The 26870-nt window shown below is 70.0% G+C and carries 26 protein-coding genes; 13 read left to right on the top strand and 13 right to left on the bottom strand.

Features of this window, described 5'->3' with window-relative positions; all coding sequences use genetic code 11:
- The first annotated feature begins 106 nt into the window (after nucleotides 1-106).
- The 6 genes from IE069_RS04245 (at nucleotide 107) to IE069_RS04220 (ending at nucleotide 5410) form a co-directional block, all read left to right on the top strand.
- Complete coding sequence (locus tag IE069_RS04245; RefSeq protein ID WP_189348870.1) at nucleotides 107-1153, top strand: asparaginase; 1047 nt, start codon at nucleotides 107-109, stop codon at nucleotides 1151-1153.
- Nucleotides 1154-1157: 4 nt separating this feature from the next.
- Complete coding sequence (locus IE069_RS04240) at nucleotides 1158-1571, top strand: sterol carrier family protein (protein ID WP_189348869.1); 414 nt, start codon at nucleotides 1158-1160, stop codon at nucleotides 1569-1571.
- 51 nt (nucleotides 1572-1622) lie between these two features.
- A complete protein-coding gene (locus tag IE069_RS04235; protein WP_189348868.1) occupies nucleotides 1623-1946 on the top strand; it encodes a hypothetical protein in 324 nt (107 codons plus the stop codon).
- Nucleotides 1947-2038: 92 nt separating this feature from the next.
- Nucleotides 2039-3604: an amidophosphoribosyltransferase gene (gene purF / locus IE069_RS04230; RefSeq protein WP_189348867.1), complete on the top strand. Its 1566-nt coding sequence runs from the start codon at nucleotides 2039-2041 to the stop codon at nucleotides 3602-3604.
- 39 nt (nucleotides 3605-3643) lie between these two features.
- Complete coding sequence (gene purM / locus IE069_RS04225; RefSeq protein ID WP_189348866.1) at nucleotides 3644-4786, top strand: phosphoribosylformylglycinamidine cyclo-ligase; 1143 nt, start codon at nucleotides 3644-3646, stop codon at nucleotides 4784-4786.
- Nucleotides 4787-4876: 90 nt separating this feature from the next.
- Nucleotides 4877-5410 carry a hypothetical protein gene (locus IE069_RS04220; protein ID WP_189348865.1) on the top strand — a complete coding sequence of 178 codons (534 nt, stop codon included), beginning with the start codon at nucleotides 4877-4879 and terminating at the stop codon, nucleotides 5408-5410.
- Here IE069_RS04220 and IE069_RS04215 read toward each other — a convergent pair.
- Together IE069_RS04215 and IE069_RS04210 are read right to left on the bottom strand one after the other, a co-directional pair.
- Entirely contained in the window at nucleotides 5407-6438 is a 1032-nt protein-coding gene (locus tag IE069_RS04215; protein WP_229790936.1) for a Sir2 family NAD-dependent protein deacetylase, read from the bottom strand. The two genes, IE069_RS04220 and IE069_RS04215, sit on opposite strands and share 4 nt — an antisense overlap.
- Nucleotides 6404-6607, bottom strand: a complete 204-nt coding sequence (locus IE069_RS04210) for a DUF3073 domain-containing protein (protein WP_102159072.1) — start codon at nucleotides 6605-6607, stop codon at nucleotides 6404-6406. Before IE069_RS04210 ends, IE069_RS04215 begins: the two co-directional genes overlap by 35 nt.
- 231 nt (nucleotides 6608-6838) lie before the next feature.
- Between IE069_RS04210 and IE069_RS04205 the strand changes: the two genes are divergently transcribed.
- Nucleotides 6839-7441: a septum formation family protein gene (locus IE069_RS04205; protein WP_189348864.1), complete on the top strand. Its 603-nt coding sequence runs from the start codon at nucleotides 6839-6841 to the stop codon at nucleotides 7439-7441.
- A 64-nt stretch (nucleotides 7442-7505) separates the two neighbouring features.
- Here the strand turns inward: IE069_RS04205 and clpB are convergent, their stop codons facing one another.
- The 3 genes from clpB to IE069_RS04190 form a co-directional block, all read right to left on the bottom strand.
- Complete coding sequence (clpB, locus tag IE069_RS04200) at nucleotides 7506-10100, bottom strand: ATP-dependent chaperone ClpB (RefSeq protein ID WP_189348863.1); 2595 nt, start codon at nucleotides 10098-10100, stop codon at nucleotides 7506-7508.
- Nucleotides 10101-10240: 140 nt separating this feature from the next.
- On the bottom strand, nucleotides 10241-10717 hold the full coding sequence (locus tag IE069_RS04195; protein ID WP_229790935.1) for a VOC family protein: 477 nt from the start codon (nucleotides 10715-10717) through the stop codon (nucleotides 10241-10243).
- Nucleotides 10718-10802: 85 nt separating this feature from the next.
- Nucleotides 10803-11219 (bottom strand): YccF domain-containing protein, encoded by a 417-nt coding sequence (locus tag IE069_RS04190; RefSeq protein WP_189348862.1) that lies wholly within the window; start codon nucleotides 11217-11219, stop codon nucleotides 10803-10805.
- An 84-nt stretch (nucleotides 11220-11303) separates the two neighbouring features.
- Here IE069_RS04190 and trmB point away from each other — a divergent pair, with 84 nt between their 5' ends.
- The 4 genes from trmB (at nucleotide 11304) to IE069_RS15565 (ending at nucleotide 16045) form a co-directional block, all read left to right on the top strand.
- Entirely contained in the window at nucleotides 11304-12062 is a 759-nt protein-coding gene (gene trmB / locus IE069_RS04185) for a tRNA (guanosine(46)-N7)-methyltransferase TrmB (RefSeq protein WP_189348861.1), read from the top strand.
- Nucleotides 12063-12119: 57 nt separating this feature from the next.
- Nucleotides 12120-13616 carry an alanine/glycine:cation symporter family protein gene (locus IE069_RS04180; RefSeq protein WP_189348860.1) on the top strand — a complete coding sequence of 499 codons (1497 nt, stop codon included), beginning with the start codon at nucleotides 12120-12122 and terminating at the stop codon, nucleotides 13614-13616.
- Nucleotides 13617-13769: 153 nt separating this feature from the next.
- Nucleotides 13770-15254, top strand: a complete 1485-nt coding sequence (locus IE069_RS04175; RefSeq protein WP_189348859.1) for a DUF1538 domain-containing protein — start codon at nucleotides 13770-13772, stop codon at nucleotides 15252-15254.
- Nucleotides 15251-16045 (top strand): CBS domain-containing protein, encoded by a 795-nt coding sequence (locus tag IE069_RS15565; protein WP_229790934.1) that lies wholly within the window; start codon nucleotides 15251-15253, stop codon nucleotides 16043-16045. Before IE069_RS04175 ends, IE069_RS15565 begins: the two co-directional genes overlap by 4 nt.
- 9 nt (nucleotides 16046-16054) lie before the next feature.
- On the opposite strand, the gene IE069_RS04160 is transcribed toward IE069_RS15565, so the two are convergent.
- From IE069_RS04160 to dnaK, 7 genes are all read right to left on the bottom strand, one after another.
- Entirely contained in the window at nucleotides 16055-16576 is a 522-nt protein-coding gene (locus tag IE069_RS04160) for an SRPBCC domain-containing protein (protein ID WP_189348858.1), read from the bottom strand.
- A 30-nt stretch (nucleotides 16577-16606) separates the two neighbouring features.
- Complete coding sequence (locus IE069_RS04155; RefSeq protein ID WP_189348857.1) at nucleotides 16607-17575, bottom strand: alpha/beta hydrolase; 969 nt, start codon at nucleotides 17573-17575, stop codon at nucleotides 16607-16609.
- Between the two features lie 61 nt (nucleotides 17576-17636).
- Entirely contained in the window at nucleotides 17637-18317 is a 681-nt protein-coding gene (locus tag IE069_RS04150; protein ID WP_189348856.1) for an AMIN-like domain-containing (lipo)protein, read from the bottom strand.
- A 98-nt stretch (nucleotides 18318-18415) separates the two neighbouring features.
- The gene (locus tag IE069_RS04145) at nucleotides 18416-18856 is read right to left on the bottom strand and encodes a heat shock protein transcriptional repressor HspR (protein ID WP_189348855.1); all 441 of its coding nucleotides are present in this window, start codon (nucleotides 18854-18856) and stop codon (nucleotides 18416-18418) included.
- 9 nt (nucleotides 18857-18865) lie between these two features.
- Complete coding sequence (locus IE069_RS04140) at nucleotides 18866-19849, bottom strand: DnaJ C-terminal domain-containing protein (RefSeq protein ID WP_189348854.1); 984 nt, start codon at nucleotides 19847-19849, stop codon at nucleotides 18866-18868.
- Between the two features lie 134 nt (nucleotides 19850-19983).
- Nucleotides 19984-20625, bottom strand: coding sequence for a nucleotide exchange factor GrpE (locus tag IE069_RS04135; protein WP_189348853.1), 642 nt, complete (start codon nucleotides 20623-20625; stop codon nucleotides 19984-19986).
- 15 nt (nucleotides 20626-20640) lie between these two features.
- On the bottom strand, nucleotides 20641-22494 hold the full coding sequence (gene dnaK, locus IE069_RS04130) for a molecular chaperone DnaK (RefSeq protein WP_189348852.1): 1854 nt from the start codon (nucleotides 22492-22494) through the stop codon (nucleotides 20641-20643).
- A 340-nt stretch (nucleotides 22495-22834) separates the two neighbouring features.
- Here dnaK and IE069_RS04125 point away from each other — a divergent pair, with 340 nt between their 5' ends.
- On the top strand, nucleotides 22835-23827 hold the full coding sequence (locus tag IE069_RS04125; protein ID WP_189348851.1) for a trypsin-like serine peptidase: 993 nt from the start codon (nucleotides 22835-22837) through the stop codon (nucleotides 23825-23827).
- A 68-nt stretch (nucleotides 23828-23895) separates the two neighbouring features.
- Here IE069_RS04125 and IE069_RS04120 read toward each other — a convergent pair whose 3' ends face one another.
- The gene (locus IE069_RS04120; protein WP_189348850.1) at nucleotides 23896-26127 is read right to left on the bottom strand and encodes an MMPL family transporter; all 2232 of its coding nucleotides are present in this window, start codon (nucleotides 26125-26127) and stop codon (nucleotides 23896-23898) included.
- Nucleotides 26128-26258: 131 nt separating this feature from the next.
- Here IE069_RS04120 and IE069_RS04115 point away from each other — a divergent pair, with 131 nt between their 5' ends.
- Nucleotides 26259-26777, top strand: coding sequence for a MarR family winged helix-turn-helix transcriptional regulator (locus IE069_RS04115; RefSeq protein ID WP_189348849.1), 519 nt, complete (start codon nucleotides 26259-26261; stop codon nucleotides 26775-26777).
- Nucleotides 26778-26870: the final 93 nt, after the last annotated feature.

The following is a 26870-nucleotide window of genomic DNA, read 5'->3' as shown; positions in this document are numbered from 1 at the left end:
CGGCGTCGACTTCGGCGCATCGGCATGGCGGCGGGACCGAACCAGCGTGCGCGGTCCTGCGCCGGCATGACGCGCGCACCCGCCGGCGTAGGGAACAATGGGGACCATGTCAGTCTCTCCCCGCTCCGGAACGTTCACCACCGGCGACGCCGTCGACCTGGCCTTCGTCGACCGCAACGGATTCGTCGAATCCCGGCACCTCGGCTCGGCCGTCGTCGTCGACCCGGCCGGCGAGGTCCGGCTCGAGCTCGGCGACACCACCACCCCCGTCTTCCCGCGCTCCTCCCTCAAGCCGTTCCAGGCCCTGGCCTCGATGCAGTCGGGCGCCCCGCTGGTCGGCGAGCAGGTGGCCCTGGCCTGCGCGAGCCACGTCGGCAGTGCCGAGCACATGGAGCTGGCCGAGCAGATGCTGCACGCCGCCGGGCTCACCGAGGACCACCTGCGCTGCCCGACCGCCTGGCCGCAGCACGCCGCGACCCGCACCGCCCTGACCCGCGGCGAGCTCGAGATCGGCGGGCGCACCCTGGACGCCGCGCAGTCGCGCCTCTCCTTCAACTGCTCCGGCAAGCACGCGGCGTTCCTGTGGGCGTGCGTGGAGAACGGCTGGGACCTCGAGACCTACCTCGACGCCGACCATCCGCTGCAGCAGCGTGTCGTCGACATCGTCGAGGAGTACGCGGGCGAGAAGATAGCCCATCTTGCGGTCGACGGCTGCGGCGCCCCGGTGCCCGCGATCTCGCTGCGCGGCCTGGCCCGGGCCACCGGCAAGCTGGCCGCGGCGCCGTCGGACAAGTCCTCCAATGCGCGGGCGGCCACGATCGCGACCGCCATGCTCGACTACCCGTGGGCCGTGCACGGGCACGGCGAGGAGAACACCGTGGTCATGGAGGACCTGGGCATCGTCAGCAAGCTCGGCGCCGAGGGCGTGCTCATCCTGGGCGCGCCGGACGGTACGGCCTGCGCGGTCAAGATGCTCGACGGCAACGGCCGCGGGGCCACCCTGGTGGGGCTCACGCTGATGGCGGCGGCCGGAGTGATCGAGGCGAACGCCCTGGGCCCGGTCCTGGCGAAGACGCAGAAGCCGGTCCTCGGCGGCGGCGAGCCCGTCGGCAACGTGCGCCTCGCCGCGCCCGTCGTGGAGATGCTGGACTAGGCACATGGGAGTACGACGACGGATCGCACCCGACGCCGGCAGCGCCGCCGTGGGCGCGTGGCTGCGCGAGGCGGGCTTGGATGCCGCGGCGCCCGAGGCCGAGGTGCTGGCCGCGGTCGACGCGGTCGCGCTGGACCGCAGGACGCTGGCGACGGCGGTGCGGTACGCGCTCGAGGAGCTGTCCGAGGCCGCCGAGGGCGACTCGGTCGAGGTCCGGGTCCCGCCGTTCGGCGTCGCCCAGTGCATCGAGGGGCCGCGGCACACGCGCGGGACCCCGCCCAACGTCGTCGAGATGCCGGCCGGGATCTGGCTCGCACTCGCCACCGGGCGGCTGAGCTGGGACGCGGCGAAGGGCACGCCGACGGTGTCCGCCTCGGGCATCCGCGCCGACCTGGGCGCGGTGCTGCCGCTCGTCTGAGCCGCCCCCGCCCCTGTGCGGCAGGTGTTCTATCTTCGGTAGAATTCAGGTATGGATTCGCACGAGACCCCGGCCACCCCGTCCTCCATCGACGTCGAGGTGCGCCGCTCCCCCAGGTTCTGGCCCTTCATCGGCGCCGGCGCCGCGGTCGGCATCCTCGCGGCGCTGATCTCCGCCTACTCGGGCGAACCGCACGCCGAGTTCACCCGCGGGGCCGTCGCCGGGTTCCTGATGGTGTTCTTCGGGCTCGCCGGGGTGTTCCTGGCCGCTCTGGCCTACCTGCTGGTCGACAAGGTCATGCTGAAGAAGTCCCGGACGATGCGGGCCGAGGAGATCCAGGGCCGCGATGTCACGGACCCGGACCCCGAAGCCTAGTTTACGGAGCTATCGCGTAGCAGAAGAGACGTCCGTCACGTACCCGGACCCGGCTCGTCGAGTACCCGCCGGCACGTGAGAGAATGGGCCTCATGGCGCGAGGCGATGGAATGCTCAATCATGATCTTCTGCCCGATGAAAAGGGGCCGCAGGACGAGTGCGGTGTCTTCGGAGTCTGGGCACCCGGCGAGGACGTCGCGAAACTGGCCTACTACGGCCTGTACGCGATCCAGCACCGCGGCCAGGAGTCCGCGGGCATCGCCACCAGCGACGGCGACCGGATCAACGTCTACAAGGACATGGGCCTGGTCTCCCAGGTGTTCGACGAGAACACCCTGAACGCGATGACCGGGCACATGGCCGTGGGCCACTGCCGGTACTCCACCACCGGCGCCAGCCACTGGGCCAACGCGCAGCCGACCCTGGGCGCGACGAGCGACGGCACGGTCGCCCTCGCCCACAACGGCAACCTCATCAACTCGGCCGAACTGATGGACATGGTCCGCGAAGAACAGGGCGAGAACCTGCGCGGCGAGCTGGCGCAGGGCAATACCACCGACACCGCCCTCGTCACGGCCCTGCTGCGCGGCCACGAGGGCACCACGCTCGAGTCCACCGCCATGGCCCTGCTGCCCAAGCTCCAGGGCGCGTTCAGCTTCGTCTTCATGAACGAGGGCACCCTGTACGCCGCACGCGACCCGCAGGGCGTGCGGCCGCTCGTGCTCGGCCGGCTGGACCGCGGCTGGGTGGTCGCCTCGGAGCAGCCCGCACTCGCCACCGTGGGCGCCAGCTTCATCCGCGAGATCGAGCCCGGCGAGCTCATCGCGATCGACGAGAACGGCGTGCGGAGCCGCCGTTTCGCCGAGGCCAAGCGCGCCGGCTGCGTCTTCGAGTACGTGTACCTGGCCCGGCCGGACGCCTCGATCAACGGCCGCTCGGTCTACGAGTCACGCGTCGAGATGGGTCGGCAGCTCGCCCGCGAGAACGACGCCGAGGCGGACATCGTCATCCCCGTCCCGGAGTCCGGGACCCCCGCCGCGATCGGCTACGCCGAGGAATCGGGCATCCCGTTCGCCCACGGGTTCGTCAAGAACGCCTACGTGGGACGGACATTCATCCAGCCGTCGCAGACGCTGCGCCAGCTCGGCATCAAGCTCAAGCTCAACGCGCTCGAGCCCATCATCAAGGGGAAGCGCGTGATCGTCGTCGACGACTCGATCGTCCGCGGCAACACCCAGCGCGCGATCGTACGGATGCTGCGCGAGGCCGGCGCCGCCGCGATCCACGTGAAGATCTCCTCGCCGCCCATCAAGTGGCCGTGCTTCTACGGCATCGACTTCGCCTCGCGCGCCGAGCTGATCGCCAACGGCGCCACGATCGAGGAGATCACCCAGTCCGTGGGCGCCGACTCGCTCGCCTACATCTCCGAGGACGGGATGATCGGCGCGACCGAGCAGCCGCGCGAGCGGCTCTGCACCGCCTGCTTCACGGGCGACTACCCGATCAAACTGCCGGAGGCGAACCGCCTGGGCAAGAACCTGCTCGAGAACCCGGCCGACCCCGCCGACGGCCCCGAGGGCGGCTGCGACCCCGGGCCCGATGCCGAGTTCGAGGAGTCCCTGACGGACGCCGACCGCATCGCCAACTCGCACGCCTGAGACGCTCCCACCCCCACGACGTAAGGAACCGAAAGCCGCATGAGCGCCCCTGAGAGCAAGTCCGCCGGTATCACCTACGCCTCCGCAGGCGTCGACGTCGAAGCGGGCGACCGCGCCGTCGAACTGATGAAGGACGCCGTGAAGGCGACCCACAACGAATCGGTCCTCGGCGGCTTCGGCGGCTTCGCCGGGCTCTTCGACGCCTCGCGCCTGCTGACCTACAAGAAGCCCCTGCTGGCCACCTCCACGGACGGCGTCGGCACCAAGGTCGCGATCGCCCAGGCCATGGACATCCACCACACCATCGGCCACGACCTCGTCGGCATGGTCGTCGACGACATCGTCGTGGTCGGCGCCGAGCCGCTCTTCATGACCGACTACATCGCCTGCGGCAAGGTCGTCCCGGAGCGCATCGCAGACATCGTCCGCGGCATCGCCGAGGCCTGCTCCATCGCCGGCACCGCCCTGGTCGGCGGCGAGACCGCCGAGCACCCGGGCCTGCTCGGCGAGCACGAGTACGACGTCGCCGGCGCGGCAACGGGCGTCGTCGAGGGCGATTCGGTCCTCGGCCCGGAGCGCGTGGCCGAGGGCGACGTCGTCATCGCGATGGCCTCCTCCGGCATCCACTCCAACGGCTACTCGCTGGTCCGCCGGGTCATCAACCACGCCGGCTGGGCGCTGGACCGCGAGGTCTCCGAGCTCGGCAAGACCCTCGGCGAGGAGCTGCTCGTCCCGACGAAGGTCTACGCGGCCGACTGCCTCGATCTGGTCAAGACCCTCAACACCGACGGCGCGGCCCCGCTGCACGGTTTCAGCCACGTCACCGGCGGCGGCCTGGCCGCGAACCTGGCGCGCGTGCTGCCGCAGGGCCTCATGGCGACCATCGACCGCAGCACGTGGGAGCTGCCGGCGATCTTCCGCGTGGTCGGGCAGCTCGGCGGCGTCCCGCAGGCCGACCTCGAGCGGACCCTGAACCTGGGCGTCGGCATGGTCGCGATCGTCGAGGCCTCCGCGGCCGACGCGGCGGTCGCCCGCCTCAACGAGCGCGGCGTCGCCAGCTGGGTCATGGGCTCGGTCTCACAGGCCACCGACGAGGCCGCGACGGCCGGCTCGGACTTCGTCCAGGGCGCCAAGGGCGTCGACGGCGGCGCCGTCCTCATGCAGGGCGCCTACGCCGGCTGATCCCGCCCGCCCCGCGCAGGGCCCGGCACCGAGCACGGTGCCGGGCCCGCGGTCTGTCCGGAGGGCGGGCCCGTGCGGGACACTGGGCCCATGGGCTCCTACGTGGTGGTGGTCTTCGTCCACCCGCTGGCGGCCGGAACCAGGTTCGGCCGCCGCGAGTGGCCGCTGCATGCGACGCTGCTGCGCTTCGACGCCGCCGGCCCGCCGGCGCTGATCCGACGACTGGCCGGCGGAGCCGTGGCCCGGGTCCGGCGGGGCACCGCCCTGGTGGGCGCCGACGACCGGTTCGGCCGCGGGGGCTCGGTGCCGGTCTCCCTGCTCGCGGAGGCCGAGACGCTGTCGGCCCTGCACCGGGAGCTGCACGCGGCGCTGACCGGTGACCCGGAGGCCGGCACCCGGCTGCCCGGGCCGCGGCACGCCCTCGGCGGGTACCGCCCGCACATCAGCCACACGACGGGACGTCCGCATCCGGGCGAGCGCCTCGAAGTCGCCGAGGCGGCCCTCGTGGACATGCGCCCCGACGGCGACAGCCGGTACCGGAAGGTGCTGGCGGTGTGGCCGCTGGACGACGGCGGCCGCTCCCCGCACGGGGAACGGCCGCCGTCGTCGTCCGGGACGGGCTAGAGCAGATCGTTGCGCAGGCGCTCGAGGGCCGTGCCGACCCGGGCCCGCCACCGCCAGTCCGCCTTGGCGTCGGCGCGGCTCGGCCCGCCGTTGATGATGCCGACCGGCTTGGACTCGCGCACCGCGTCGAGCACGATCTTGTAGCCGCTCATGACGGCGAGCGAGGAGCCGACCACGAGCACCCCGCGCGAGGCGGCCTCCAGTTCAGCGACCGCCTTCTTGCGTTCAGCCGGGACGTTCTCCCCGAAGTAGACGACGTCGGGCTTGAGCTCGACGCTCCCGCACACGATGCACCCGACCATGACGAAGGCGTCCACGTGGCGCTCCTCGAGGGTGACATCGCCGTCGGGGTTCACCGCCGACGGGTCGAGCTCGATGCGCTCCAGGTAGCCGGGGTTGGCTTCGACGAGCCGGGCGTCGAGATTCGGCCGCGACTCGACGTTTCCGCAGTTCAGGCACCGCACGAGCGAGAGGTCGCCGTGCAGCGGGATCACGTTCTCGGAGCCCGCGGCGACGTGCAGGCCGTCGACGTTCTGGGTCACGATGCCGCTGAGCTGGCCGTGCCGCTCGAATTCGGCGAGGAGGTAGTGGCCCCTGTTCGGGGCGGCGGTGTGCATGTGGCGCCACCCGACGAAGCTCCGGGCCCAGTAGCGGTGGCGGGCCGCCGGGTCGTGCTTGAACTCCTGGTAGGTCATCGGCCGGTGCCGCTTGAGGGACCCGTTGGGTCCGCGGTAGTCGGGGATGCCCGAGTCCGTCGAGATGCCGGCGCCCGTGATGACCAGGACGTCGCCGGCGGCGAGCATGCTGTAGATGCCGGCCTCCGCGCGCGCGGGATCCTGCGGCTCCGCCGTCTCGTCGACGACGCGGGCGATCGAACGCAGGGCCGCCTTGTGGGCCGTGTCGATGGCCAGCTCGGCGGCGGGACCCGCACTGCTTAAACGTCCGCGGCCGGGGGTGGCTTCACCACTCCCGGCCCCGTTCGCGAGGACGTTCTCAGCCGAACCGTCGCTCATCCTCATCGTCGCCATCGGCGTATTTGTCCGCGTACTCCGATTCAAAGGGATCGTCGTGCTGCTCCGCCGCCTGGCCGGTGGTACCGAGCTCGCGTTGGAGGGCAGACAAATCAGTGGCCGGGGAGTAGTACTTGATGTCCCGGGCCTGCCGTGTTGCTTTTGCCTTCTGACGGCCGCGCCCCATGGCGAGACCCCCTTCGCGGTAGTGATCCGGAGTTGGTCCCTCAGTCACGAGGGAGGCTCCGGATTAAGTGACTGGATCGTTCGTATTCCAAGGTTAACATGTTTCAGCAGTGAACGCGGCCCGCATGTGACCTATCTCGACATGGCCGATCCTGCGCCCGCAGGCCGACCCGCACCGATATGGTGGTAGTGAAATCGCCGCCTGAGTCCCAACTGCTTGAGCAGGAGCTACGTGGAACCCACCCGTGAACCGGAGTCCTCTCCCTACCAGCCTCCGATACCCGCCGAAACGCAGACCCGACGCCCCTCGCGCGTCTGGCTGCTGGTCGGGATCGTCGCGGTGGTCCTGCTCGTCGTCTACGCGGTGTTCCGGCTCGGCAGCAGCGGCGAGGCACCCCCTGAGGCGGGCGACGACGTCGTGCGCGATTCCGATCCCGGCATCGACGGGATCATCGCCGCGGACGCCCCGGCGTCGAGCTTCGTGGTGGGCGACTGCCTGACGTCGTTCACGAGCCCTCTCGAGCCGGCGACGATCGTCGAATGCGAGACTCCCCACACGGCCCAGTTCATCGGGACCGCCGACCTCGACCCGGACATCCCCTACCCCGGCAAGCCGGACACCACGGAGAAGGCCGCCGAGGCCTGCAAGCAGATCAAGCTCGACACCGACGTGCTGACCTCCCAGCGGTGGGAGTACCAGTTCAGTCAGCCGACGGGCGGCTCGTGGGAGGCCGGCGACCGCTCGGTCGACTGCTTCCTGGCCGTCACATCCCCCGACGAAACCGCGACCGGAACGCTCCTGCCCGCCGAGTCCGCCGAGGAGACCGAGTCCTGACCTCGGCGGGACCGCCGCCCGGCGCTCGACCGGACAGCGGTCCCGACGGCCGCCGCCGGCGCGGCTACGCGCGTTCGACCGTCAGCGCGGCAGCCTCCCCCTCGGCCCCGCCGACATCGACGGCCACCGCGTCGCCGTCGGCAATCGCGCCGGAGAGCAGCGCACGCGCCAGCCGGTCCCCGATCTCGCGCTGGACGAGCCGGCGCAGCGGCCGGGCGCCGTACGCCGGGTCGTACCCGGTCAGCGCCAGCCAGTCGCGAGCCCCCGCGCTGACATCGAGCGCCAGCCGGCGCTCCGCCAGCCGGGCGCCGAGCGCGCGCACCTGCAGGTCGACGATCGAGCCCAGCTGCTCCAGCGAGAGCGGATCGAACATGATGACCTCGTCGAGCCGGTTCAGGAACTCGGGCTTGAACGACGCGTTGACGATGCTCATGACCGCCTCCGACTTCGCCGCGTCCTCCAGGGTCTGGTCCACCAGGAACTGCGAGCCCAGGTTGGAGGTCATCACGAGGATCACGTTGCGGAAGTCGACGGTGCGGCCCTGGCCGTCGGTGAGGCGCCCGTCGTCGAGCACCTGCAGCAGGATGTCGAAGACCTCCGGATGGGCCTTCTCCACCTCGTCCAGCAGGACCACCGAGTACGGGCGGCGGCGCACGGACTCGGTCAGCTGGCCGCCCTCGTCGTAGCCGACATAGCCGGGAGGCGCGCCGACCAGGCGCGAGACCGAGTGCTTCTCGGAGTACTCGGACATGTCGATGCGGATCATGGCTCGCTCGTCGTCGAACAGGAAGTCGGCGAGAGCCTTCGCCAGCTCGGTCTTGCCGACGCCCGTCGGACCGAGGAACAGGAACGAACCGGTCGGCCGGTCGGGGTCGGAAATGCCCGCCCGGGCCCGGCGCACCGCATCGGAGACGGCGCCCACGGCCTTCGTCTGGCCGATGAGACGCTCGCCGAGGAACTGCTCCATCGCGAGCAGCTTGGCCGATTCGCCCTGCAGCATGCGCCCGGCGGGGATGCCGGTCCACGCGCTGATGACCTCGGCGATGTCCTCCGCGGAGACCTCCTCGGAGACCATGAGGTCCCGCTCGCCGGCTTCCGCCTCGGCCGCCTGGGCCTCGGCGAGCTGCTTCTCGAGCGCCGGGATCTCCCCGTACAGCATGCGCGAGGCCTTCTCCAGGTCGCCCTCGCGCTGGAGCTTCTCGGCCTGGCTGCGCAACTCGTCCACCCGGACCTTCAGGTCACCGACGCGGTTCAGGCCGGCCTTCTCCGCCTCCCAGCGCGCATTGAGGCCGTCCAGACGCTCCTTCTTGTCCGCCATGTCGGCCCGCAGCGCCTCGAGGCGCTCGATGGAGGCCGGGTCGGTCTCGGCGGCGAGCGCGAGCTCCTCCATGGTCAGCCGGTCGACGGCGCGGCGGAGCGCGTCGATCTCCTCGGGCGCGGAGTCGATCTCCATGCGCAACCGGGAGGCGGCCTCGTCGACGAGGTCGATGGCCTTGTCCGGCAGCTGGCGCCCGGTGATGTACCGGTTGGACAGGTTGGAGGCCGCGACCAGCGCGGAGTCGGCGATCTGGACCTTGTGGTGCGCCTCGTAGCGCTCCTTGAGCCCGCGCAGGATCCCCACCGTGTCCTCGACGCTGGGCTCCCCCACGTAGACCTGCTGGAAGCGGCGCTCCAGCGCGGCGTCCTTCTCGATGTTCTCCCGGTACTCGTCCAGCGTCGTGGCACCGATGAGGCGCAGTTCGCCGCGGGCCAGCATGGGCTTGAGCATGTTCCCCGCGTCCATGGCGCCCTCGGAGGCGCCGGCGCCGACGACCGTGTGGATCTCGTCGATGAAGGTCACGATCTGGCCGTCGGAGTTCTTGATCTCCTCCAGCACGGCCTTGAGCCGCTCCTCGAACTCGCCGCGGTACTTGGCGCCGGCCACCATGGAGCCGAGGTCGAGGGAGATGAGCGTCTTCCCCCGCAGGGACTCGGGCACGTCGCCGGCGACCATGCGCTGGGCCAGCCCCTCGACGACGGCGGTCTTGCCGACGCCGGGCTCGCCGATGAGGACGGGGTTGTTCTTGGTGCGGCGGGAGAGCACCTGCACGACGCGGCGGATCTCCGCGTCGCGCCCGATGACCGGGTCGAGCTTGCCGGAGCGGGCGATCGCGGTCAGGTCGGTGCCGAACTTCTCGAGCGCCTGGAAGGTCGCCTCCGGGTCCGGATTGTCGACGGTGCGGTCCCCGCGCAGCGACGGCAGGGCGGCGCGCAGGGATTCGGCCGTCGCGCCGGCCTCGCGGAGGATGCCCCCGGCGGCGCCCGTGTCGAGGGCGAGTCCGATGAGCAGGAATTCGGTGGAGACGTAGGAGTCCCCCGCCTCGGAGCTGGACTGCTGGGCGGCCTGAACCACCTGCAGCAGCTGGCGGGAGAACTGGGCCTGGGCCACCGAGGAGCCGGACGACGCCGGCAGCGCCTTGATCGCCGAGCTCGCCTTGGTCGAGACGACGTCGGGGTCGACCTCGACGGACTTCAGGAGGGCGACCGCCACCGAGTCGCGCTTGTCCATGAGCGCCTTGAGCAGGTGGGCGGGCTCGATCTGCGGGTTGCCGGCGGTCGAGGCGTTCATGCCGGCGGCGGAGAGCACCTCTTGGCTCTGGGTCGTGAAATTGTTGTCCACTGACGGTCCTTTCTCTTGGCGGACGAACCACTCAAACTTGAGTCTACCTAACTCAACTTTGCAGAGGGAAGTTCTATTCCCGCCAGGAGGGGCTTCCGCGCGGCGTACGGCGCCTCGTCAGACGCGCGCCGGGCCGGCCGTCAGGAGGCCGCGGCCGCCGCCTCGATCGCCGCGAGATCCAGCCTGCCCATCGGCATGAAGGCCTCTGTCACGCGCCGGCGCACGTCCGGGTCGTCGTCGCCGAACAGCTCGATCAGGCGGCGCGGGACCACCTGCCAGGAGACGCCGAACCGGTCCTTGAGCCAGCCGCACCGCCCCTCCTCGCCGCCATCGGCCAGGGCGTCCCAGTAGTAGTCGATCTCCTCCTGCGTCTCGCAGAGGATCTGGAAGGACACCGCCTCGTCGAAGGAGAACTGGTCCCCGCCGTTGAGCCCCACGAACCGGGTGCCGCCGATCTCGAAGTCGACGGTCAGCGGCTCGCCGCCCCGCTCGTCACCCGCGATCGCATCGCCGACGCGGGCGTCGGGGAAGACGGAGGCGTAGAACGCGGCGGCCTGACGGGCCGTCCCGTCGAACCAGAGGCAGGTCACCAGAGGCTTCATCGATGTCGGTTTCATGGTGCACGCACCGTCCCTCGCGTCGTCGTGGGCGCTTCACGGCCCAAGATACGCCTCGACCGGCCCGCTGATAACCCCGGCCGGGCTAGGCGCGCTGGTAGGTGGGCAGGACGGCGTCGGACGGGACGATCGCCTTGCCGAGCGGGACCAGCGAGACCGGGATCAGCTTCAGGTTGGCGATGCCCAGCGGGATGCCGATGATCGAGATGAACATGGGGATCGCCGTGACCACGTGGCCGATCGCGATCCAGATGCCCGCGACGATGATCCAGATGACGTTGCCGAGCGTGGAGAAGAAGCCGACGTTCGGCCCGCGGTCGACGATGGTGCGGCCGAACGGCCAGAGCGCGTAGAGGCCGATGCGGAACGACGCGATGCCGAACGGGATCGTCACGATCAGGATGCAGCAGATGATGCCGGCTGCGAAATAGCCCAGCGCCAGCCACAGCCCGCCGAAAAGGAGCCAGATGACGTTCAGGACGGCCGAGAGAGTGGTCTTCATACCCCTCATTCTGCCCCAGCGGGTCACCTGCGGCCATGGGGGACACCCCTGATCCGCCCCGGATCTCGCGGTAACCTGTCAGGGATGAACATTCCGGAAGATCGCAAGCGCCCCACCTCCGGCCGCGCCGTCGACGACCCCAGCTACTACCGCACCGAACCCGTCTCCTTCGTCCGCCGCGGATCCCGGCTGCAGGGCCGCCGCCTGCGCGCGTGGGAGGAGTACGCCGGCCAGTACCTCTACGAGGTCCCCCGCGACATCGCGGACACCTCCGTCAGCCGCGAGGCCAGGTTCGACCAGGAAGCCGCCTTCGGGCGCCTGGCCCCGTTGACCGTCGAGGTCGGGTCCGGCCTCGGCGAGGCCATCGTGGCGCAGGCGGCCGAGCATCCCGAGCGCGACTTCCTCGCTGTAGAGGTGTACACCCCCGGACTGGCGCAGCTGATGCTGCGCGCGGGCAAGCTGGGGCTGACGAACATCCGGACGATCCAGGCGAATGCGCCCGAGGTTTTCGAGTTTCTGCTCACACCCGGCTCCGTGGACGAGGTCCAGGTGTTCTTCCCGGACCCCTGGCACAAATCCCGCCACCACAAACGCCGACTGGTGAAACCCGGTTTCGCCGCTCATGTCGCACAAGCCATGGCGCCCGGCGGCACCTGGCGCCTGGCGACCGACTGGCAGGAGTACGCCGAGCACATGCGCGACATACTGGACCCCGACGAGCACTTCGAGAACGTCCACGACGGCTGGGCGCCGCGCTTCGAGGGCCGGATCCAGACGAGTTTCGAAACCAAAGCACTGAAAGCCGGACGCTCGATCTTCGATCTGACCTACCGGAGAAAGTAGCCCTCCCTCACGAACGGGTGTGTCGTAACCCATACGGGTCGCGGTATATTCGCCGTCATGGACCTCTTCCAGAACGAATTCATCGAGGGGTGGCTGTCGGATTCCGGCGGCTGGCTCTGGACATGGATCATCTTGCCCGTGGTCGCCTTCGTCGGCCTGTACTTCACCATCCGCAGCGGTGCCGTGCAGCTGCGGATGATCCCGAACATGATCAAGACGCTCTCCGACAAGGCCCTGATCGGGCCCGACGGAAAGCCCAAGTCGATCTCGGCTTTCCAGGCCTTCACCATCTCCGCGGCATCCCGTGTGGGCACCGGCAACGTCGCCGGTGTCGCCACGGCCATCGCCATCGGCGGCCCTGGTGCCATCTTCTGGATGTGGACCATGGCCTTCATCGGCGGCGCCTCGAGCTTCGTCGAGTCGACGCTCGGCCAGCTCTACAAGGAGAAGCGCCCCGACGGCTACGTCGGCGGCCCGGCCTACTACATGCAGAAGGGCCTGAACGCCCGCTGGCTCGGCATCATCTTCTCCATCATCCTGATCGTCTGCTTCCCGCTCGCCTTCTCGTCGCTGCAGGCGAACACGATCGCGCAGGCCGTCACGGGCGCCGCCGGAACCGACGACCCGTCGCTCATGATCACGATCGCCGTCGTGCTCGCCGTGATGACGGCGCTCGTGGTCTTCGGCGGCATCCGCCGCATCGCCCACGTCAGCCAGGCGCTCGTGCCGGCGATGGCGCTGCTCTACATCCTGTTGGGCATCGTCGTCGTCGTCATGAACATCTCCGAGCTGCCGCGCGTGATCGGCCTGATCTTCTCCGAAGCCTTCAACTTCAACTCCGCCATCGGCGGCGGGCTCGGCGCCGTGATCATGCAGGGCGTCAAGCGCGGCATGTTCTCCAACGAGGCGGGCCTCGGCTCGGCCCCCAACGCCGGCGCGTCCGCCGCCGTGACCCACCCCGCCAAGCAGGGGCTCGTGCAGACCCTCGGCGTCTACTTCGACACCTTCATCATCTGCTCGGTCACCGCGTTCATCATCCTCGTCGCCGTCCCGGACCCCGTCGGCGAGGCCCAGGGCATCGTCCTGACGCAGAACGCGCTGACCGAGTCGCTGGGCGCCTGGTCCTCGATCCTGCTGGCCGTCATCATCCTGCTGCTGGCCTTCAGCTCGATCATCGGAAACTACTACTACGGCGAGGCGAACATCGCCTTCATGACGAAGAGCCCGGCGGTCATGGTCGCCTACCGGACGTTCGCCACGGCCGCCGTGCTGGTCGGCGCACTCGCGACCGTCAACGTCGTCTGGAACTTCGCCGACGGCATCATGGGCCTCATGGCCCTCGTCAACCTGATCGCGATCTTCGCGCTCGGCGGGGTCGCGATGAAGCTGCTCAAGCACTACGCCGCCCAGGCCAAACGGGGTGAGGACCCCGTCTTCGTCGCCTCGGACATGCCCGAACTGCAGGGCGTGACCGCATGGACTCGCGAGGACGTGACAACACACGAGATCAACGTGCAGCGCATCAACCAGATGCGCCGGGACCTGGGCCAGTAGCCCGACGAACACCGCACCAGAAGAGCCCCGCCGCATCTCCACGGACGCCGCGGGGCTCTTTCGCGTCTGTCAACGGTGGACTCCGCGGCCCGCGTGACCGAAACTTGGAGGACGGACCACTCATCGGCCCAGCAGGAGAGGAACCCATCCTCCATGGAGCACCTCGGCCATTTCGCGCGCGAATTCTTCAAAGCGCTGCGGAACCTGCTGCCCATCGTGGCCGTCGTGGTGCTCTTCCAACTGGTCGTCTTCCGCCAGATGCCGGAGGACCCGCTCCAATTGGCCGGCGGCCTCCTGATCATCGGCGTCGGCATCGCGCTCTTCCTGCAGGGGCTGGACCTGAGCGTGTTCCCGGTCGGCAAGAACCTGGCCAACCAGTTCACGCGGCGCGGCAAGCTGGGGCTCCTGCTCCCGTTCGGATTCGCCATCGGGTTCGCCGCATCGATCGCCGAGCCGGCGCTCATCGCGGTCGCCGAGCAGGCTGAACTCATCAGCGACGGGCGGATCAACGGCCTCGTGCTGCGCATCGTGGTGGCCACCTCCGTCGGACTGATCCTGATTCTGGGTATTCTGCGCGTGATGCATGGATGGCCGATCCATTGGATTCTGATCGGTGGCTATTCCATCATTCTGGCGGTGACCTTTTTCGCACCACCGGAGATCATCGGGCTCGCCTACGACTCCGGCGGGGTCACGACCAACGTCGTGACGGTCCCCCTGATCGCCGCGATCGGGATCGGGCTGGCCAACTCGATCCGGGGACGCAGCGCGTTCTCCGACGGCTTCGGCCTGGTGGCTCTGTGCGTCATGGTTCCGATGCTCGGGGTCCAGCTCTACGGCTGGTGGGTCTACGCCTTCGGCTCCACGGGGCCGGCGCCCGCGGCTGCCCCGTCGGAGACCGACCCCGTCCCGTGGCCCGTCGAGCACCTCCTCGGGCTCGGCGAGATGATCCGCGACGTGCTGCCGTTGGTCCTGGTCGTCCTGTTCTTCCAATTCGTGGCACTGCGGCGCCGGCTCTCTCACCCGCTGCGGGTCGCGACCGGATTTCTCATGGTCCTCGTCGGCCTCTACGCGTTCGTCGTAGGCCTGAAGCTGGGGCTCTTCCCACTGGGCACGCAGATGGCGGAGCAGCTCATCGAACGCGACTCGCACGTGATGATCCTGCTCTTCGCGCTGCTCATCGGGTTCGCCGCCACCATGGCCGAGCCGGCGCTCGTGGCGATCGCCGAACAGGCGGCCGAGGTGTCGCCCACACCGATGAACGCGACTGCGCTCCGTTTGCTCGTCGCCGCCGGGGTGGCGGCGGGCATCACCGTGGGGGTCTACCGCATCCTCGTCGGCTTGCCTCTCCAGTTCGTCCTGCTGTCCGCCTACCTCGCCGTGATCGTGCTTGTTCTGCTGGCCCCGAAGCGCATCGTGGCGTTGGCCTTCGACCTCGGTGGAGCGACACCGTCCGCCGTCACGGTCCCGTTGATCACCGCGCTCGGCGTCGGATTGGCCAGCGCCGTCGACGGCCGGAGCCCGATCATCGACGGTTTCGGACTCATCGCCTTCTCCTCGGTCTTCCTGATCATCTCCGTCCTGGTGTATACCTTGATTTTGGAGAGGTTTCCCCGTCTGCGGAAGGACCGCGCATGAAATTCACCGCCGTCGTCGTCATCACTCCGCCCGAACTCGAGGACGAAGCCATCCAGACCGCCCAGCGGGCCGGCGCCACCGGGGTCACCATCCTGACGGGCAAGGGCATCGGCGGGGAGTTGAAGAAGACCTTCTTCGGCCTCACCTTCGAGGGCTCGCAATCGGTGCTGCTCATGGTGGTCGGCACGCACCTGGCCACGCCCATCCTCAAGGCCCTGCACGAGGTCCTCAGCGACGGGGACAACTCGCACGGCATGGCCTTCAACGTCCCCGTGGACCACCTGACCGGTATCGAGACGCGCCAGCTGGTCAAGTTCGAGGAGTACATGCGCCGCGACGACGACGCAACGTCACTGCCCGGCTCTCCCGCCCCGCCCGCACAGGAGGACTCCGTGCTCAAAGTCCAGGACCTCATGGTCCCCGACGTCGTCACCGTCTCCCCGTACGCGACCCTCCGGGAGGCCCTCGCGACGATGCGCGCGAGGAACGTCAAGAGTCTCGTCGTCGAGCGCCAGAACGCCCACGACTCCTACGGCCTGCTCAGCTTCACGGAACTGCTGCGCGCGATCGTCGCCGACGAGGGCGACGTGGACCTGCTCAACGTCTACGATTGCGCCGTGAAGCCGGCCGTGACCGTGGGCGAGGAGCTCTCCGTCCGCCAGGCGGCGGCGCTCATGACGAGCCTGCACCTGAACCGACTCGTGGTCGTGCGCGGCAACGAGCTGGTCGGCCTGCTGGCCATGAACGACATCATCGCGCGGATGATGGACGAGACGATCCGCCGGGACTGAGCCCCGCGCCTACTCCGGGGCCGCAGGCCGCTCGGTGGACCCCTCGGGGCCGAAGCGCTCGGAGTACAGGGCGAACAGCCGGCCGGTGTCCTTGTCGGCGTCTTCGACGTAGCCGCCGACGGACTCGCGCAGGGCGGCCAGGCAGGCATGCCAGCCCGCCCCGTCACGGGCGCCCCGACCTCTGGCTCCGATCGAGGCCGCGAACGTCAGGCGCGTGCCGGCGTCGTACTCCTCGAGGGAGAGGCGCAGCGAGTCCGTCTCCCACGTGAAGGCGAGCTGCCGGCCGGAATCGACATCGACGACCTCGCCGTAGGTCGGTTCGTCGTCGTCGTCGTCGAACGCGAACGTCAGCTCGCGCCCGGGGGTCCACTCCCCCAGCACCCGAGCCGGGAACCAGGCCCCGAGGCCGTCGCGGGTGGTGACGGCGATCCACGCGTCCCAACGGCTCACGGGCAGGTCGACGACGTACTTGAGCAGCCAGCGGTCGCCGGCGGGGCCGAACGTCGCGGGCGTCAGATCGGTGCTGTGCATGCGCCCCACCCTAACGCGCCGGGCCCGCTCTCAGACGGGTTCCTGCCCGGTCGTGACGAGCGCGATGTTGCGCAGGCTGCGCGTGCCGGCGTCGCGGTAGCCGTACGTCGTCTGGCTGCGGCCGGGCACGAAGTGCGAGGAGTTGTGGCCCGTGACGGGGAGCAGGCCCAGCTCCGGCAGGGCCTCGACGGGCAGCCGGCGCCCGAACGGACTGCGGTTGCGCAGGATCCGGCCCGCCAGGCGGCCGAAGCGGGCGATCCAGTCGTCCCTCGCGACGGCGTCGAACACGCGCTCCTCACCGATGCCGAGCCGGCCCGGGTCGCGGCCGAACCGGGCGGGGATCCCCGGGGACCCGATCATGATGAACGCCTTGACGAGCTGCTCGTCGCGCGCGAGCCGGGCCAGTTCGGCGACGGCCCGGCTGGGCCGCTGGTGCCGGTCCCGCTGGGCGATGGCCTCGAGCACGTGCGCGGCGACCGCCGCGCCGTAGGAGTGGCCCTCGAAGCTGATGTGCGGCCGGTCCGGGCGAAAAGTCAGCAGCTGCAGGAAATCCGCGGCGAAGCGCGGCACGGCTGCGCGGGCCCGGTCAGGGAAGAGCGCCTCGACGAAGACCGGGGGCGTGTAGCCGAGCCAGACGATGCCGGCCGGGCGCTCGGCGCCGACGCGGCGCTGCTCGAGCACGATCTGGCCGACCTCCCGCACCGTCCCCCACATCGCCGTGTCGGGGCGGATGCCGACACCGGAGAGGTGCCAGCTGATGTGGGTGGCGGTGTCCAGGTCGCCGACGGCGATGGCCGCGACCGGCGTGGGAGCGGACAGGTCCAGGTAGAGCAGGCGCCGGTCCGGGATGGCCCGGTTCATCGATCCCGGGCGCAGCGCGTGGGCGACGCCGTCGACCGCGCGGCGCTGCTGTTGCGGCAGGGATTCGCGGCGCCGCCACACGCGCCAGAAACGCCGGTGCGCCTCGGCGGTCAGTTCGGCGTAGTTTCGGGCTGTCACACCGAAGAAACTACTACGAACAGGCTGGTCGGAGCACTTCCGGCGGACCGAGCGGCGGTGCTCAGTCCTCGAAGTCGATCACGAGCCGGCCGTCGTCGTACATCGCCGCCGCATACCCGCGCTCGGCGTCGAGGGAGACGAAGTAGCTGGCCGCCCCCTCGAACACGCCCGTGGTGATCGTCTGCTCGATGAAAGTCTCCTGCCCGGACCACCCGGTGTCGAGGACGGCGTGGCCGTGCTCCTCGCCCGCCATCCCCGGCTGCAGGCCGGTGACGTAGACCGCCAGGTAGGCGTCTCCGGCCATCTCGACGTCGCGCCCGCTGCCGGGCTGGACGGGCTGGTCGACGTACTCCGTGCGCCACCCGGGCACGCCGTCGCCGGCGTGCTCGAACACGATCCTCTCGTATCCCGGGTGGCTGCCGACGCGGACGGCCTCCAGCAGCAGCTCGCCGCCCTCGGCGGGGGCGCGCACGGCCTCGGGGAAGCCGTCGCTCTGCGCCGGGTCCGTCGCGTACTCCGCCGGTGCCGAGGCGGAGGCGGCCGACCCGCCGCTCTGCGTCGGCGACGCGCTCGCGTCGGGATCCGGTTCCTCGCTGGTCGCCGGCGCGGTGCTGGACGGCTCCGGTGCCGGCGTCGTTCCGGTCCCGGGCTCCGGGTCGCCGCCGCAGGCGGCAAGGCCCAGTACGACGACGGCGGCCGCCGCCGTGGTGCGCGCGGCTGATTGGCGTGTTGTTCTCCCCATGACTGCCCCTTTCTCTGGGATCACCGTAACGTCAGTGGTCAGCGCAGGGAAGGGGCGTCACCTGATCGACGCGCAACGGTGTCCGCATCGTCACCGGGTCAGCGCCCGTTCTTGCGGGACGGCTGCCAGACGACGAGGGCCTGGCTGCGGGCCCGGGGGCGCTGGCCGCGGGCCAGGGTCACGACGTCGCCGGCGGATCCGGCCGCGAACACGCGGGAGAGGTCCGGGCTGCCGCGGGCGGCGAGGCGCGTCCGGTCGAGCTCGTCGGTCAGTTCGACGACGTGCGACCGCAGCGCGGCGACCTGGTCTTCCAGCTCGATGATGCGCCGGATGCCCTCCAGCGAGACGCCGGCCTTGGACAGCCGCTGGATCTCGCGCAGGGCCTGGACGTCGCGCTGGCTGTAGCGGCGCTGCTTGCCGCGCTGCCGCTGGGGCCTCACCAGGCCCAGACGGTCGTACTGGCGCAGCGTCTGCGGGTGCATGTCGGCGAGCTCGGCCGCTACCGAGATCACGAATACGGCGGAGAACTCGTCCGTCATGGCCACCTCCTACAACGCGGCTTGATCCGCCAGGCCGGCCCGCGGGTCGGCGTCGGCCGTCGCCTCGGCGAACGCCTTGACGGCATCCTCCGCGGCACCGTTGAGGTTCTGCGGCACGACCACGTCGAGCGTGACCAGCAGATCCCCGGTCGCCTTCGAGGTCTTCACGCCCCGGCCCTTCAGCCGCAGCGTGCGCCCCGAGTTCGACCCTGCGGGGACCTTGAGCTTGACCGTATCACCGGTCAGCGTCGGCACCTCGATCTGCCCGCCGAGGGCTGCCTCGGCGAAGGAGACGGGAACGTGGACGCGGATGTTGTTCTCCTCGCGGGCGAAGAAGGCGTGCGGCTTGACCGCCACCTTGACCAGCAGGTCGCCGTTCCCGGCGGGCCCCGGCTGGCCCTTGCCGCGCACGCGGACGCTCTGGCCGTCCTTGATGCCCGCGGGGATCCGCACCTCGACGATCTCGCCGCTGGCCTCGCGCAGGTTCACGACGGTGCCCTTGATCGAGCCGCCGAACGAGATCGACGTGTTCGCCGTCCGGTCACCGCCCTTGCGTGGAGGCTGCTGGAAGCCGCCGCCGAAGCCGCCGCCGCCACCGCCGAAGAGGTCGGCGAATTCGGGCGGGACCTGTCCCCCGCCGCCGAACCCGGCACCGCGGCCGCGGCCCGCCCCGCCGCCTCCGAAGAGGTTGGAGAACACGTCATCGAACCCGGCACCGCCGGCGGCTCCGGCGCCGCCCGACTGGAAGCGGGCCCCCGAGCCCATCGCGCGGATCGCGTCGTACTGCTCGCGCTCCTCGGGGTCCGAGAGCACCGTGTTGGCCTCGGAGACGTCTTTGAATTTCTGCTCGGACGCCGTGTCGCCCGGGTTGGTGTCCGGGTGGTACTTGCGGGCGAGCTTGCGGTACGCCTTCTTGATCTCGGCGTCGGACGCGTCCTTGGAGACGCCAAGGATCGCGTAGAAGTCCTTGTCGACCCAGTCCTGACTGGCCATCAGGCGCCTCCTACTTTCTCGGTTCGTCGTGAAAATCTTGGGGGTGCGGGCGGTCTGCCCGCGAATGCCGCGGCACCGCCGTCGTGGTGTACGACGACGGTGCCGCGCCTTCGGGTGCGTGCGTCGGGTACGGGCTATTCGCCCGTGGAGACGATCACACCGGCGGCGCGCATGACGCGCTCGCCCTTCTTGTAGCCCACGCGCAGGACCTGGGCGACGTGGTCCGAGGGGACCTCGGCGTTCGGCTGCTGCATGAGCGCCTCGTGGAAGTTCGGGTCGAATTCGACGCCGGCCTCCTCGATGCGCTCGAGCCCGTGGCCCTCGAGGATGGTCCCGAGCTTGCGGGCGACCGCCGCGAACGGCCCGTCCTCGAGGTCGCCGTGGGCGCGGGCCGCGTCCAGGTCGTCGAGGACCGGGAGCAGCGAGTTCAGCACGGACTGCACGGCGAGCTCGCGCACCTGCTCCCGGTCGCGCTCGACGCGCTTGCGGTAGTTGACGTACTCGGCCTGCAGGCGGAGCAGGTCGTTGCGCAGCTCGGCCTCAACGTCGGTCGCGGTGGCTTCCAGCGCGGGCTCCGGCTCCTCGCCGGCCTCGTTGATGATGCGCTCGGCCTCGGCGAGGGCCTCGGCTCCGGTGTCCGCCGGGGCGGAGTCCTCCGACTCCGCCTCGGCATCTTCCGTGCCGCGCGGCTGGCCCGTCTCCGGGTCGATCTTGCGCTTGTCGTTGAAGTTCACGGGCTCGTCGCCGTGCTCTTCCTCGTTACCGTGATGCGGCATGGAAGCGAACCGTCCTTACTTCTTCTCGTCCTCGTCGACGACCTCGGCGTCGACGATGTCCTCGTCCGCAGCCTGGGCGTCCTCGGCACCGGCGGCGCCGGCCTCGCCCTCCGCGGCCTGGGCCTGGGAGTAGATCGCCTCGCCCAGCTTGACCTGCGAGGCCTGGAGCTTCTCGAACGCGGCCTTCACCTCGTCGTCGTTGTCCTGCTTCTCCAGCTCGGCCTTGAGGGCGTCGACGTCGGCCTGGACCTCGGTCTTGACCTCTTCCGGCAGCTTGTCCTCGTTGTCCTTGATGAGCTTGTCGACGGAGTACGCGGCCTGCTCGGCGGCGTTGCGGGTCTCGGCTGCCTCGCGGCGGGCCTTGTCCTCGGCTGCGTGCTCCTCGGCCTCCTTGACCATGCGCTCGATGTCCTCCTCGGACAGCGAGGAGCCGCCCGTGATGGTCATCGACTGCTCGGTGCCGGTGCCCTTGTCCTTCGCGGAGACGTGGACGATGCCGTTGGCGTCGATGTCGAAGGTGACCTCGATCTGCGGGACGCCGCGCGGCGCCGGGGCGACACCGCCGAGCTCGAAGGTGCCCAGCGGCTTGTTGTCGCGGGTGAACTCGCGCTCGCCCTGGAAGACCTGCACGGACACGGACGGCTGGTTGTCGTCGGCCGTCGTGAACGTCTCGGAGCGCTTCGTCGGGATGGCCGTGTTGCGCTCGATGAGCTTGGTCATCACGCCGCCCTTGGTCTCGATGCCGAGGGAGAGCGGGGTGACGTCGATGAGCAGGACGTCCTTGCGCTCGCCCTTGAGGACGCCGGCCTGCAGTGCGGCGCCGACGGCGACGACCTCGTCCGGGTTGACGCCCTTGTTGGCCTCCTGGCCGGAGAGGTCCTTGACCAGCTCGGCGACGGCCGGCATGCGGGTCGAGCCGCCGACGAGGATGACGTGCGCGATGTCGGAGACCTTGACGCCGGCCTCCTTGATGACGTCGTTGAACGGCTTCTTGGTGCGGTCGAGCAGATCCGAGGTCAGGTCCTGGAACTTGGCGCGGGAGAGGTGCTCGTCGAGGTGCACCGGGCCCTCCGGGGTGACGGAGAGGTACTGCAGGGAGATGTTGGTGCTGGTCGCGCTGGACAGCTCCTTCTTGGCCTGCTCGGCGGCCTCCTTCAGGCGCTGCAGGGCGATCTTGTCGTTCGACAGGTCGGCGCCCTTGGACTTGGCCTGCGCGAGCAGCCAGTCGACGACGCGCTGATCCCAGTCGTCGCCGCCGAGACGGTTGTCCCCCGAGGTCGAGCGGACCTGGATGGTCGAGAAGCCGTCCTCGTCCTTGCCCACCTCCAGCAGGGAGACGTCGAAGGTGCCGCCGCCGAGGTCGAACACGAGGATGAGCTCGTCCTCCTGGCCCTTGTCCAGGCCGTAGGCCAGTGCGGCCGCGGTCGGCTCGTTGACGATGCGCAGGACGTTCAGGCCCGCGATCTCGCCGGCCTCCTTGGTGGCCTGGCGCTCGGCGTCATTGAAGTAGGCCGGAACGGTCACGACGGCGTCGGTGACCTTCTCGCCCAGGTACGACTCGGCGTCGCTCTTGAGCTTCATCAGCGTGCGCGCGGAGATCTCCTGCGCGGTGTACGTCTTCTCGTCGACGTCGATCTTCCAGTCGGTGCCCATGTGGCGCTTGACGGAGGCGATCGTGCGGTCGATGTTGTTGACGGCCTGGCGCTTGGCGATGTCGCCGACCAGGACTTCGCCGCCCTTGGAGAAGGCGACGACAGACGGGGTGGTGCGGGCGCCTTCGGCGTTGGCGATCACGGTCGGCTCGCCGCCCTCGAGGACGGAGACGACCGAGTTCGTGGTGCCGAGGTCGATACCTACTGCACGGGACATGGGGATTCCTTCTTTCTGACGGTGGTTGCCTGCGCCCCTCCGGACCCGGGCTGCTGCCCGGCGGCTCCGGTTGAGCGTTCTGCACTCAACTCTACTCAGCTGCAGTCGACTGTCAAACCAACCTGAGCGACCTTCACTCAAGTTTCATCCGATTCAACGCGCCGACCTGGCAGATCATTCCCGACTTGATCGAAGGTTCAAGCAATTGTGAAACATGCGTGTTCAATCTTCGCAAAATGTTCAGCAACCCCTTTACGAATGACCTGCATCACATTATGTTCGTCCTCGTGCCCCCGGAAACACCGGGGGCCGACCTCCACCGAGGAAAGGTACGAAATCCATGAAGAAGTGGAAATCAACCACGGCACTCGCCGCCACGGCCCTGCTCGCACTGGCCGGAACGGCGATGCCGTCGATGGCCGCCCCGGACAACGCCCCGGGCCAGGCCGTCAAGAGCCACGTCGTCGAGCGGCCAGAAGCCGCCAACGGCTACTGGACCGCGGAGAAGATGCGCAACGCCATCCCGGGTGAAGTCCTCGCCGAACGCGCAATGGAGCGCGGCGGCGGTGCCGGCAACGCCACGGTCGACCGCGGCTCGGAGAAGAAGATCTCCGGCGTCACTCCGAAGGGCAAGCCGGCCGGAAAGGGCGGCAAGGGCGGCAAGAACAGCTCCTCCGCCGTCGAGGAGACCCCTGTCTCCCACATCGGCAAGGTGTTCTTCACGCTGGGCGGGAACAACTACGTCTGCTCGGGCAACTCGATCATGTCGGGCAACAGCAGCACCGTCTCCACGGCCGGGCACTGCCTGAACGAGGGTCCGGGCGCGTTCGCCACGAACTTCGTGTTCGTCCCCGCCTACGACGACGGCGCCGCACCCTACGGCCAGTGGGCCGCCGAGGAGCTCCACGCCCCGGCCGCCTGGGTCGACAACGGCGACATGGCCTACGACACCGGCTTCGCCGTCGTCGCACCGCTGAACGGCCAGAGCCTCAATGACGCCGTCGGCGCCTCGGGCGTCCAGTTCAACGCGGACCGCGGGCTCGGCTACCAGGCGTACGGCTACCCGGCCGCCAACCCGTTCGACGGCTCGGACCTCTTCTCCTGCCTCGACGGCGACGCGGCGAACGACCCGTACAACCCGCAGTTCAACTCGCAGGGCATCGACTGCAACATGACCGGCGGCTCGTCGGGCGGACCGTGGTTCATCGGCTCCGGCTCCAGCGGCTACCAGAACTCCGTGAACTCCTACGGCTACGGCAGCAACTCCACCACGATGTACGGCCCGTACTGGGGCTCGACCATCTACAACACGTACTCCGCCGCCTCCAACTGAGTCGGCCGCGCAGTCAGCGGGGGCCGTCGGCCGGGACCACCGTCCCGCCGGCGGCCCCCGCCGTCGTGTCAGCTGCCGACGCCGCCCGCAGGTTCGACCGGTGCCGCCTCCGCAGCCGCGACGGACGGGGCGGGCGTACCCTCCGGCCGGCGGAAGAGCCGGGAGGGCCACCAGAGCCACCGGCCGAGTTCGTGGCCCAGGGCCGGCACCAGAAGGGTGCGGACCACGAGGGTGTCGAGCAGGACGCCGAACGCCACGATGAATCCGAGCTGCACCATGAACATGATGGGCACGACCGACAGCGCGGCGAACGTCGCCGCGAGGACGACCCCCGCCGAGGTGATGACGCCGCCGGTCACCGCGAGCGCACGCGTCAGCCCGTCGTGCACGCCCCGCACCAGGACCTCCTCGCGCGCCCGGCTCATCAGGAAGATGTTGTAGTCCACGCCGAGGGCCACCAGGAAGACGAACCCGAAGAGCGGGACCGTGGGGTCCGCTCCCGGGAAGTCGAAGAGCCCGTTGAAGACCAGTGCGGCGACGCCCATGGCCGTCCCGTAGGAGAGGACGGTCGTGAGCACCAGGACCACTGGCGCCACGATCGAACGCAGCAGGAGCATCAGGATGAGAAGGATTGCGACGAAGACCAGGGGAATGATCTTGCGGACGTCCTGCTGCGCCGTCGTCTCCTTGTCCAGCGCGGTCGCCGTCGGGCCGCCGACCAGCGACCCGCCGTCGATCCGGTGCACGGTCGAGCGCAGCTGCACCACCGCCTGTTCTGCATCCGCCGAATCCGCGGGGTCCGCGAGCGTGGTCTCGATCTGCACGCGCCCCTCGACGACCTTCGGCTCCGCCCCCGGCCGTACCGGCCCGCCGGCCTCGGCGGTGACGAAGGCGGAGGCGACGCCGTCGGTGTCCTGCACGGCGTCCAGCACCTCGTCCGCGTCCGCCTCGGCGGCGTAGACGAGTGTCGGCGACCCGGAGCCGGCATCGAAGTGCCGCCCGATGGCCTCCTGCCCGGTGCGCGCATCGGATTCACCGAGCACCAGCGACGACTCGGGCACCCCGGACGCCTGCAGCTGGGTGACGCCGAGGCAGCCGACGGCCAGTACGATCGCGGTCACGATCCACACCGGCCGGTGCCGGCGCCGGACCCACCGGGCGACGGCGGCCCAGCGCCGGTGCCCGCTCCCCTCCTCCGCCGCGTCGCCGGCCGCCGCGACGCGGGGGACGGCAGGCCAGAAGGCGGCACGGCCCAGCAGCCCGAGCAGGGCCGGCAGGAGCGTCATCGCGGCCAGTACGGAGAAGACGATCCCGCTCGCCGCGATGGGGCCCAGGGCCTTGTTGGAGTTCAGGTCGGAGAACATCAGGCACAGCAGGCCGACGACGACGGTTCCCGCCGAGGCCAGGATCGGCTCGACGGACCGTTTCCATGCCTGCCGTACCGCCGCCCAGCGGTCCAGACCGGCCGTCAGGGCCTCGCGGAACCGGGCGACGATCAACAGGCAGTAGTCGGTGGCTGCGCCGATGACCAGGATCGAGAGGATGCCCTGGCTTTGGCCGTCGATGCGGATGATGTCCGCCGAGGCGAGCTCGTACACGACCACGATCGCCGCGCAGAGCGCTGCCACCGCCGTCGTCAAGACCGAAACCGGCAGGAGGACGGATCGGTACACCACCAGCAGGATCACCAGCACGGCCGCGAGCGCGACCGCCAGCAGCACGCCGTCGATTCCGCCGAAGGCTTCGGTCAGATCGGCGGTGAACCCGGCCGGCCCCGTGACGTGGACGCCCGTCCCGGCGGCGAAGTCGCCGCGCTCCTGGGCTTCGGCGCCCAGCTGGCGCACCTGCTCGACCCCGGTCTCGACATCCACGTCCGCAGCCAGCGGGACGATGAGCTGAAGGGCGAAGCCGTCGTCCGAAGGCAGCGGGCCGACCACAGCCTCCGCCGTCAACGCCGAACCGTCGATCTCGGCCGCTTCGATATCCGAGACGAGCCGGCTCGCCGCGGCCGGTGCCACCTGCTCATCGGATTCGATCACGACGATCGCGGGGACGGCTTCCGAGTCGGAGAACTTCTCCTGCCATTCGACGGCCCGCGTGGCCTCGGCGGACGCCGGCAGGAAGGTCGTCCGGTCCGTGCTCTGCACGTTCCCGATCTTCCCGAAGGTGGGCCCTCCGATGGCCATGACCCCCAACCACACGGCGACCGCGACCACGGCGAGCACCGATCTGACGACAGCCCCGCCGACGCCACGACGGCCTGCCCGTCGCCCGTGGTCCGGCTTGCGCACTTCACGCATCCGACGTCCTCCCCATCCAAATAGTTCGATGATGGAAACAATATACCGTCCACGGCGGCATCGCGGGACAATGGGTGCGAGCGACGCCGGAACCCCGGCGCCTGCACAGCCGCCCGGCGAGGAGCCCACGAGTGACCGACGATCCACCCGCAGGACCGGCCCCGTCCGTGCCGGCGGCACTGCCCGAGGCCGCCCGGCTGCGGTGGTCGCTGGCACGGAATCTCCAGGAGATCGCCCTCGCCTCGGAGCGCTACGTCGATGTCGCGGCGCGGACGGACGGCGTCCACCGGACGGATCTGCACGCGCTGAACGAGATCCTCCGCAACCAGGACGCTGACGCGCCGCTGACGGCCTCGGAGCTCGCCGCCCGCCTCGGGTTGTCCGCCCCGGCGACGACCGCCCTGATCGACCGCCTGGAGGGCCACGGCCACGTCAGCCGCGAACGCGACGCCCGCGACCGCCGCCGGGTCGCGGTCCTCGCCACGGACGAGGCCCGGTCGACCGGCTCGCGCATCTTCCGCCCGCTGGCCTCCGCACTGGGCACCCTCGCGGACTCCTACACCGAGGACGAGCTGCGGCTGATCGACGGCTTCCTGAGCCGTGCCGCCACCACCATCGAGCAGGCCGCGGACCCCGGCGGCCGCGACTGACCGCCCGGCCGGTCCGGCGCTCCGGGTGCACCCGGACGCGACGAGGGCCGCCGGCGGGACTCGAAAGTCTCGCCGACGGCCCTCGGTCGTCTA

The organism is Zhihengliuella salsuginis (assembly GCF_014651715.1).
Lineage (GTDB): Bacteria > Actinomycetota > Actinomycetes > Actinomycetales > Micrococcaceae > Zhihengliuella > Zhihengliuella salsuginis.
Note: the sequence above shows the minus strand (reverse complement) of the source record. Positions and strands in the feature narration are given on the sequence as shown.

What these genes read in the sequence shown, in the direction of transcription:
- IE069_RS04180 (WP_189348860.1), top strand. Translation starts at nt 12,120, where the DNA reads ATGGACCTCTTCCAGAACGAATTCATCGAGGGGTGGCTGTCGGATTCC.
- purF (WP_189348867.1), top strand. Translation starts at nt 2,039, where the DNA reads ATGGCGCGAGGCGATGGAATGCTCAATCATGATCTTCTGCCCGATGAA.
- dnaK (WP_189348852.1), bottom strand. Translation starts at nt 22,494, where the DNA reads ATGTCCCGTGCAGTAGGTATCGACCTCGGCACCACGAACTCGGTCGTC.
- IE069_RS04215 (WP_229790936.1), bottom strand. Translation starts at nt 6,438, where the DNA reads ATGGCGACGATGAGGATGAGCGACGGTTCGGCTGAGAACGTCCTCGCG.
- IE069_RS04195 (WP_229790935.1), bottom strand. Translation starts at nt 10,717, where the DNA reads ATGAAACCGACATCGATGAAGCCTCTGGTGACCTGCCTCTGGTTCGAC.
- purM (WP_189348866.1), top strand. Translation starts at nt 3,644, where the DNA reads ATGAGCGCCCCTGAGAGCAAGTCCGCCGGTATCACCTACGCCTCCGCA.
- IE069_RS04245 (WP_189348870.1), top strand. Translation starts at nt 107, where the DNA reads ATGTCAGTCTCTCCCCGCTCCGGAACGTTCACCACCGGCGACGCCGTC.
- IE069_RS04150 (WP_189348856.1), bottom strand. Translation starts at nt 18,317, where the DNA reads ATGGGGAGAACAACACGCCAATCAGCCGCGCGCACCACGGCGGCGGCC.
- IE069_RS04120 (WP_189348850.1), bottom strand. Translation starts at nt 26,127, where the DNA reads ATGCGTGAAGTGCGCAAGCCGGACCACGGGCGACGGGCAGGCCGTCGT.
- IE069_RS04160 (WP_189348858.1), bottom strand. Translation starts at nt 16,576, where the DNA reads ATGCACAGCACCGATCTGACGCCCGCGACGTTCGGCCCCGCCGGCGAC.
- IE069_RS04210 (WP_102159072.1), bottom strand. Translation starts at nt 6,607, where the DNA reads ATGGGGCGCGGCCGTCAGAAGGCAAAAGCAACACGGCAGGCCCGGGAC.
- IE069_RS04135 (WP_189348853.1), bottom strand. Translation starts at nt 20,625, where the DNA reads ATGCCGCATCACGGTAACGAGGAAGAGCACGGCGACGAGCCCGTGAAC.
- trmB (WP_189348861.1), top strand. Translation starts at nt 11,304, where the DNA reads ATGAACATTCCGGAAGATCGCAAGCGCCCCACCTCCGGCCGCGCCGTC.
- IE069_RS04145 (WP_189348855.1), bottom strand. Translation starts at nt 18,856, where the DNA reads ATGACGGACGAGTTCTCCGCCGTATTCGTGATCTCGGTAGCGGCCGAG.
- IE069_RS04125 (WP_189348851.1), top strand. Translation starts at nt 22,835, where the DNA reads ATGAAGAAGTGGAAATCAACCACGGCACTCGCCGCCACGGCCCTGCTC.
- IE069_RS15565 (WP_229790934.1), top strand. Translation starts at nt 15,251, where the DNA reads ATGAAATTCACCGCCGTCGTCGTCATCACTCCGCCCGAACTCGAGGAC.
- IE069_RS04190 (WP_189348862.1), bottom strand. Translation starts at nt 11,219, where the DNA reads ATGAAGACCACTCTCTCGGCCGTCCTGAACGTCATCTGGCTCCTTTTC.
- IE069_RS04175 (WP_189348859.1), top strand. Translation starts at nt 13,770, where the DNA reads ATGGAGCACCTCGGCCATTTCGCGCGCGAATTCTTCAAAGCGCTGCGG.
- IE069_RS04220 (WP_189348865.1), top strand. Translation starts at nt 4,877, where the DNA reads ATGGGCTCCTACGTGGTGGTGGTCTTCGTCCACCCGCTGGCGGCCGGA.
- IE069_RS04140 (WP_189348854.1), bottom strand. Translation starts at nt 19,849, where the DNA reads ATGGCCAGTCAGGACTGGGTCGACAAGGACTTCTACGCGATCCTTGGC.
- IE069_RS04235 (WP_189348868.1), top strand. Translation starts at nt 1,623, where the DNA reads ATGGATTCGCACGAGACCCCGGCCACCCCGTCCTCCATCGACGTCGAG.
- IE069_RS04240 (WP_189348869.1), top strand. Translation starts at nt 1,158, where the DNA reads ATGGGAGTACGACGACGGATCGCACCCGACGCCGGCAGCGCCGCCGTG.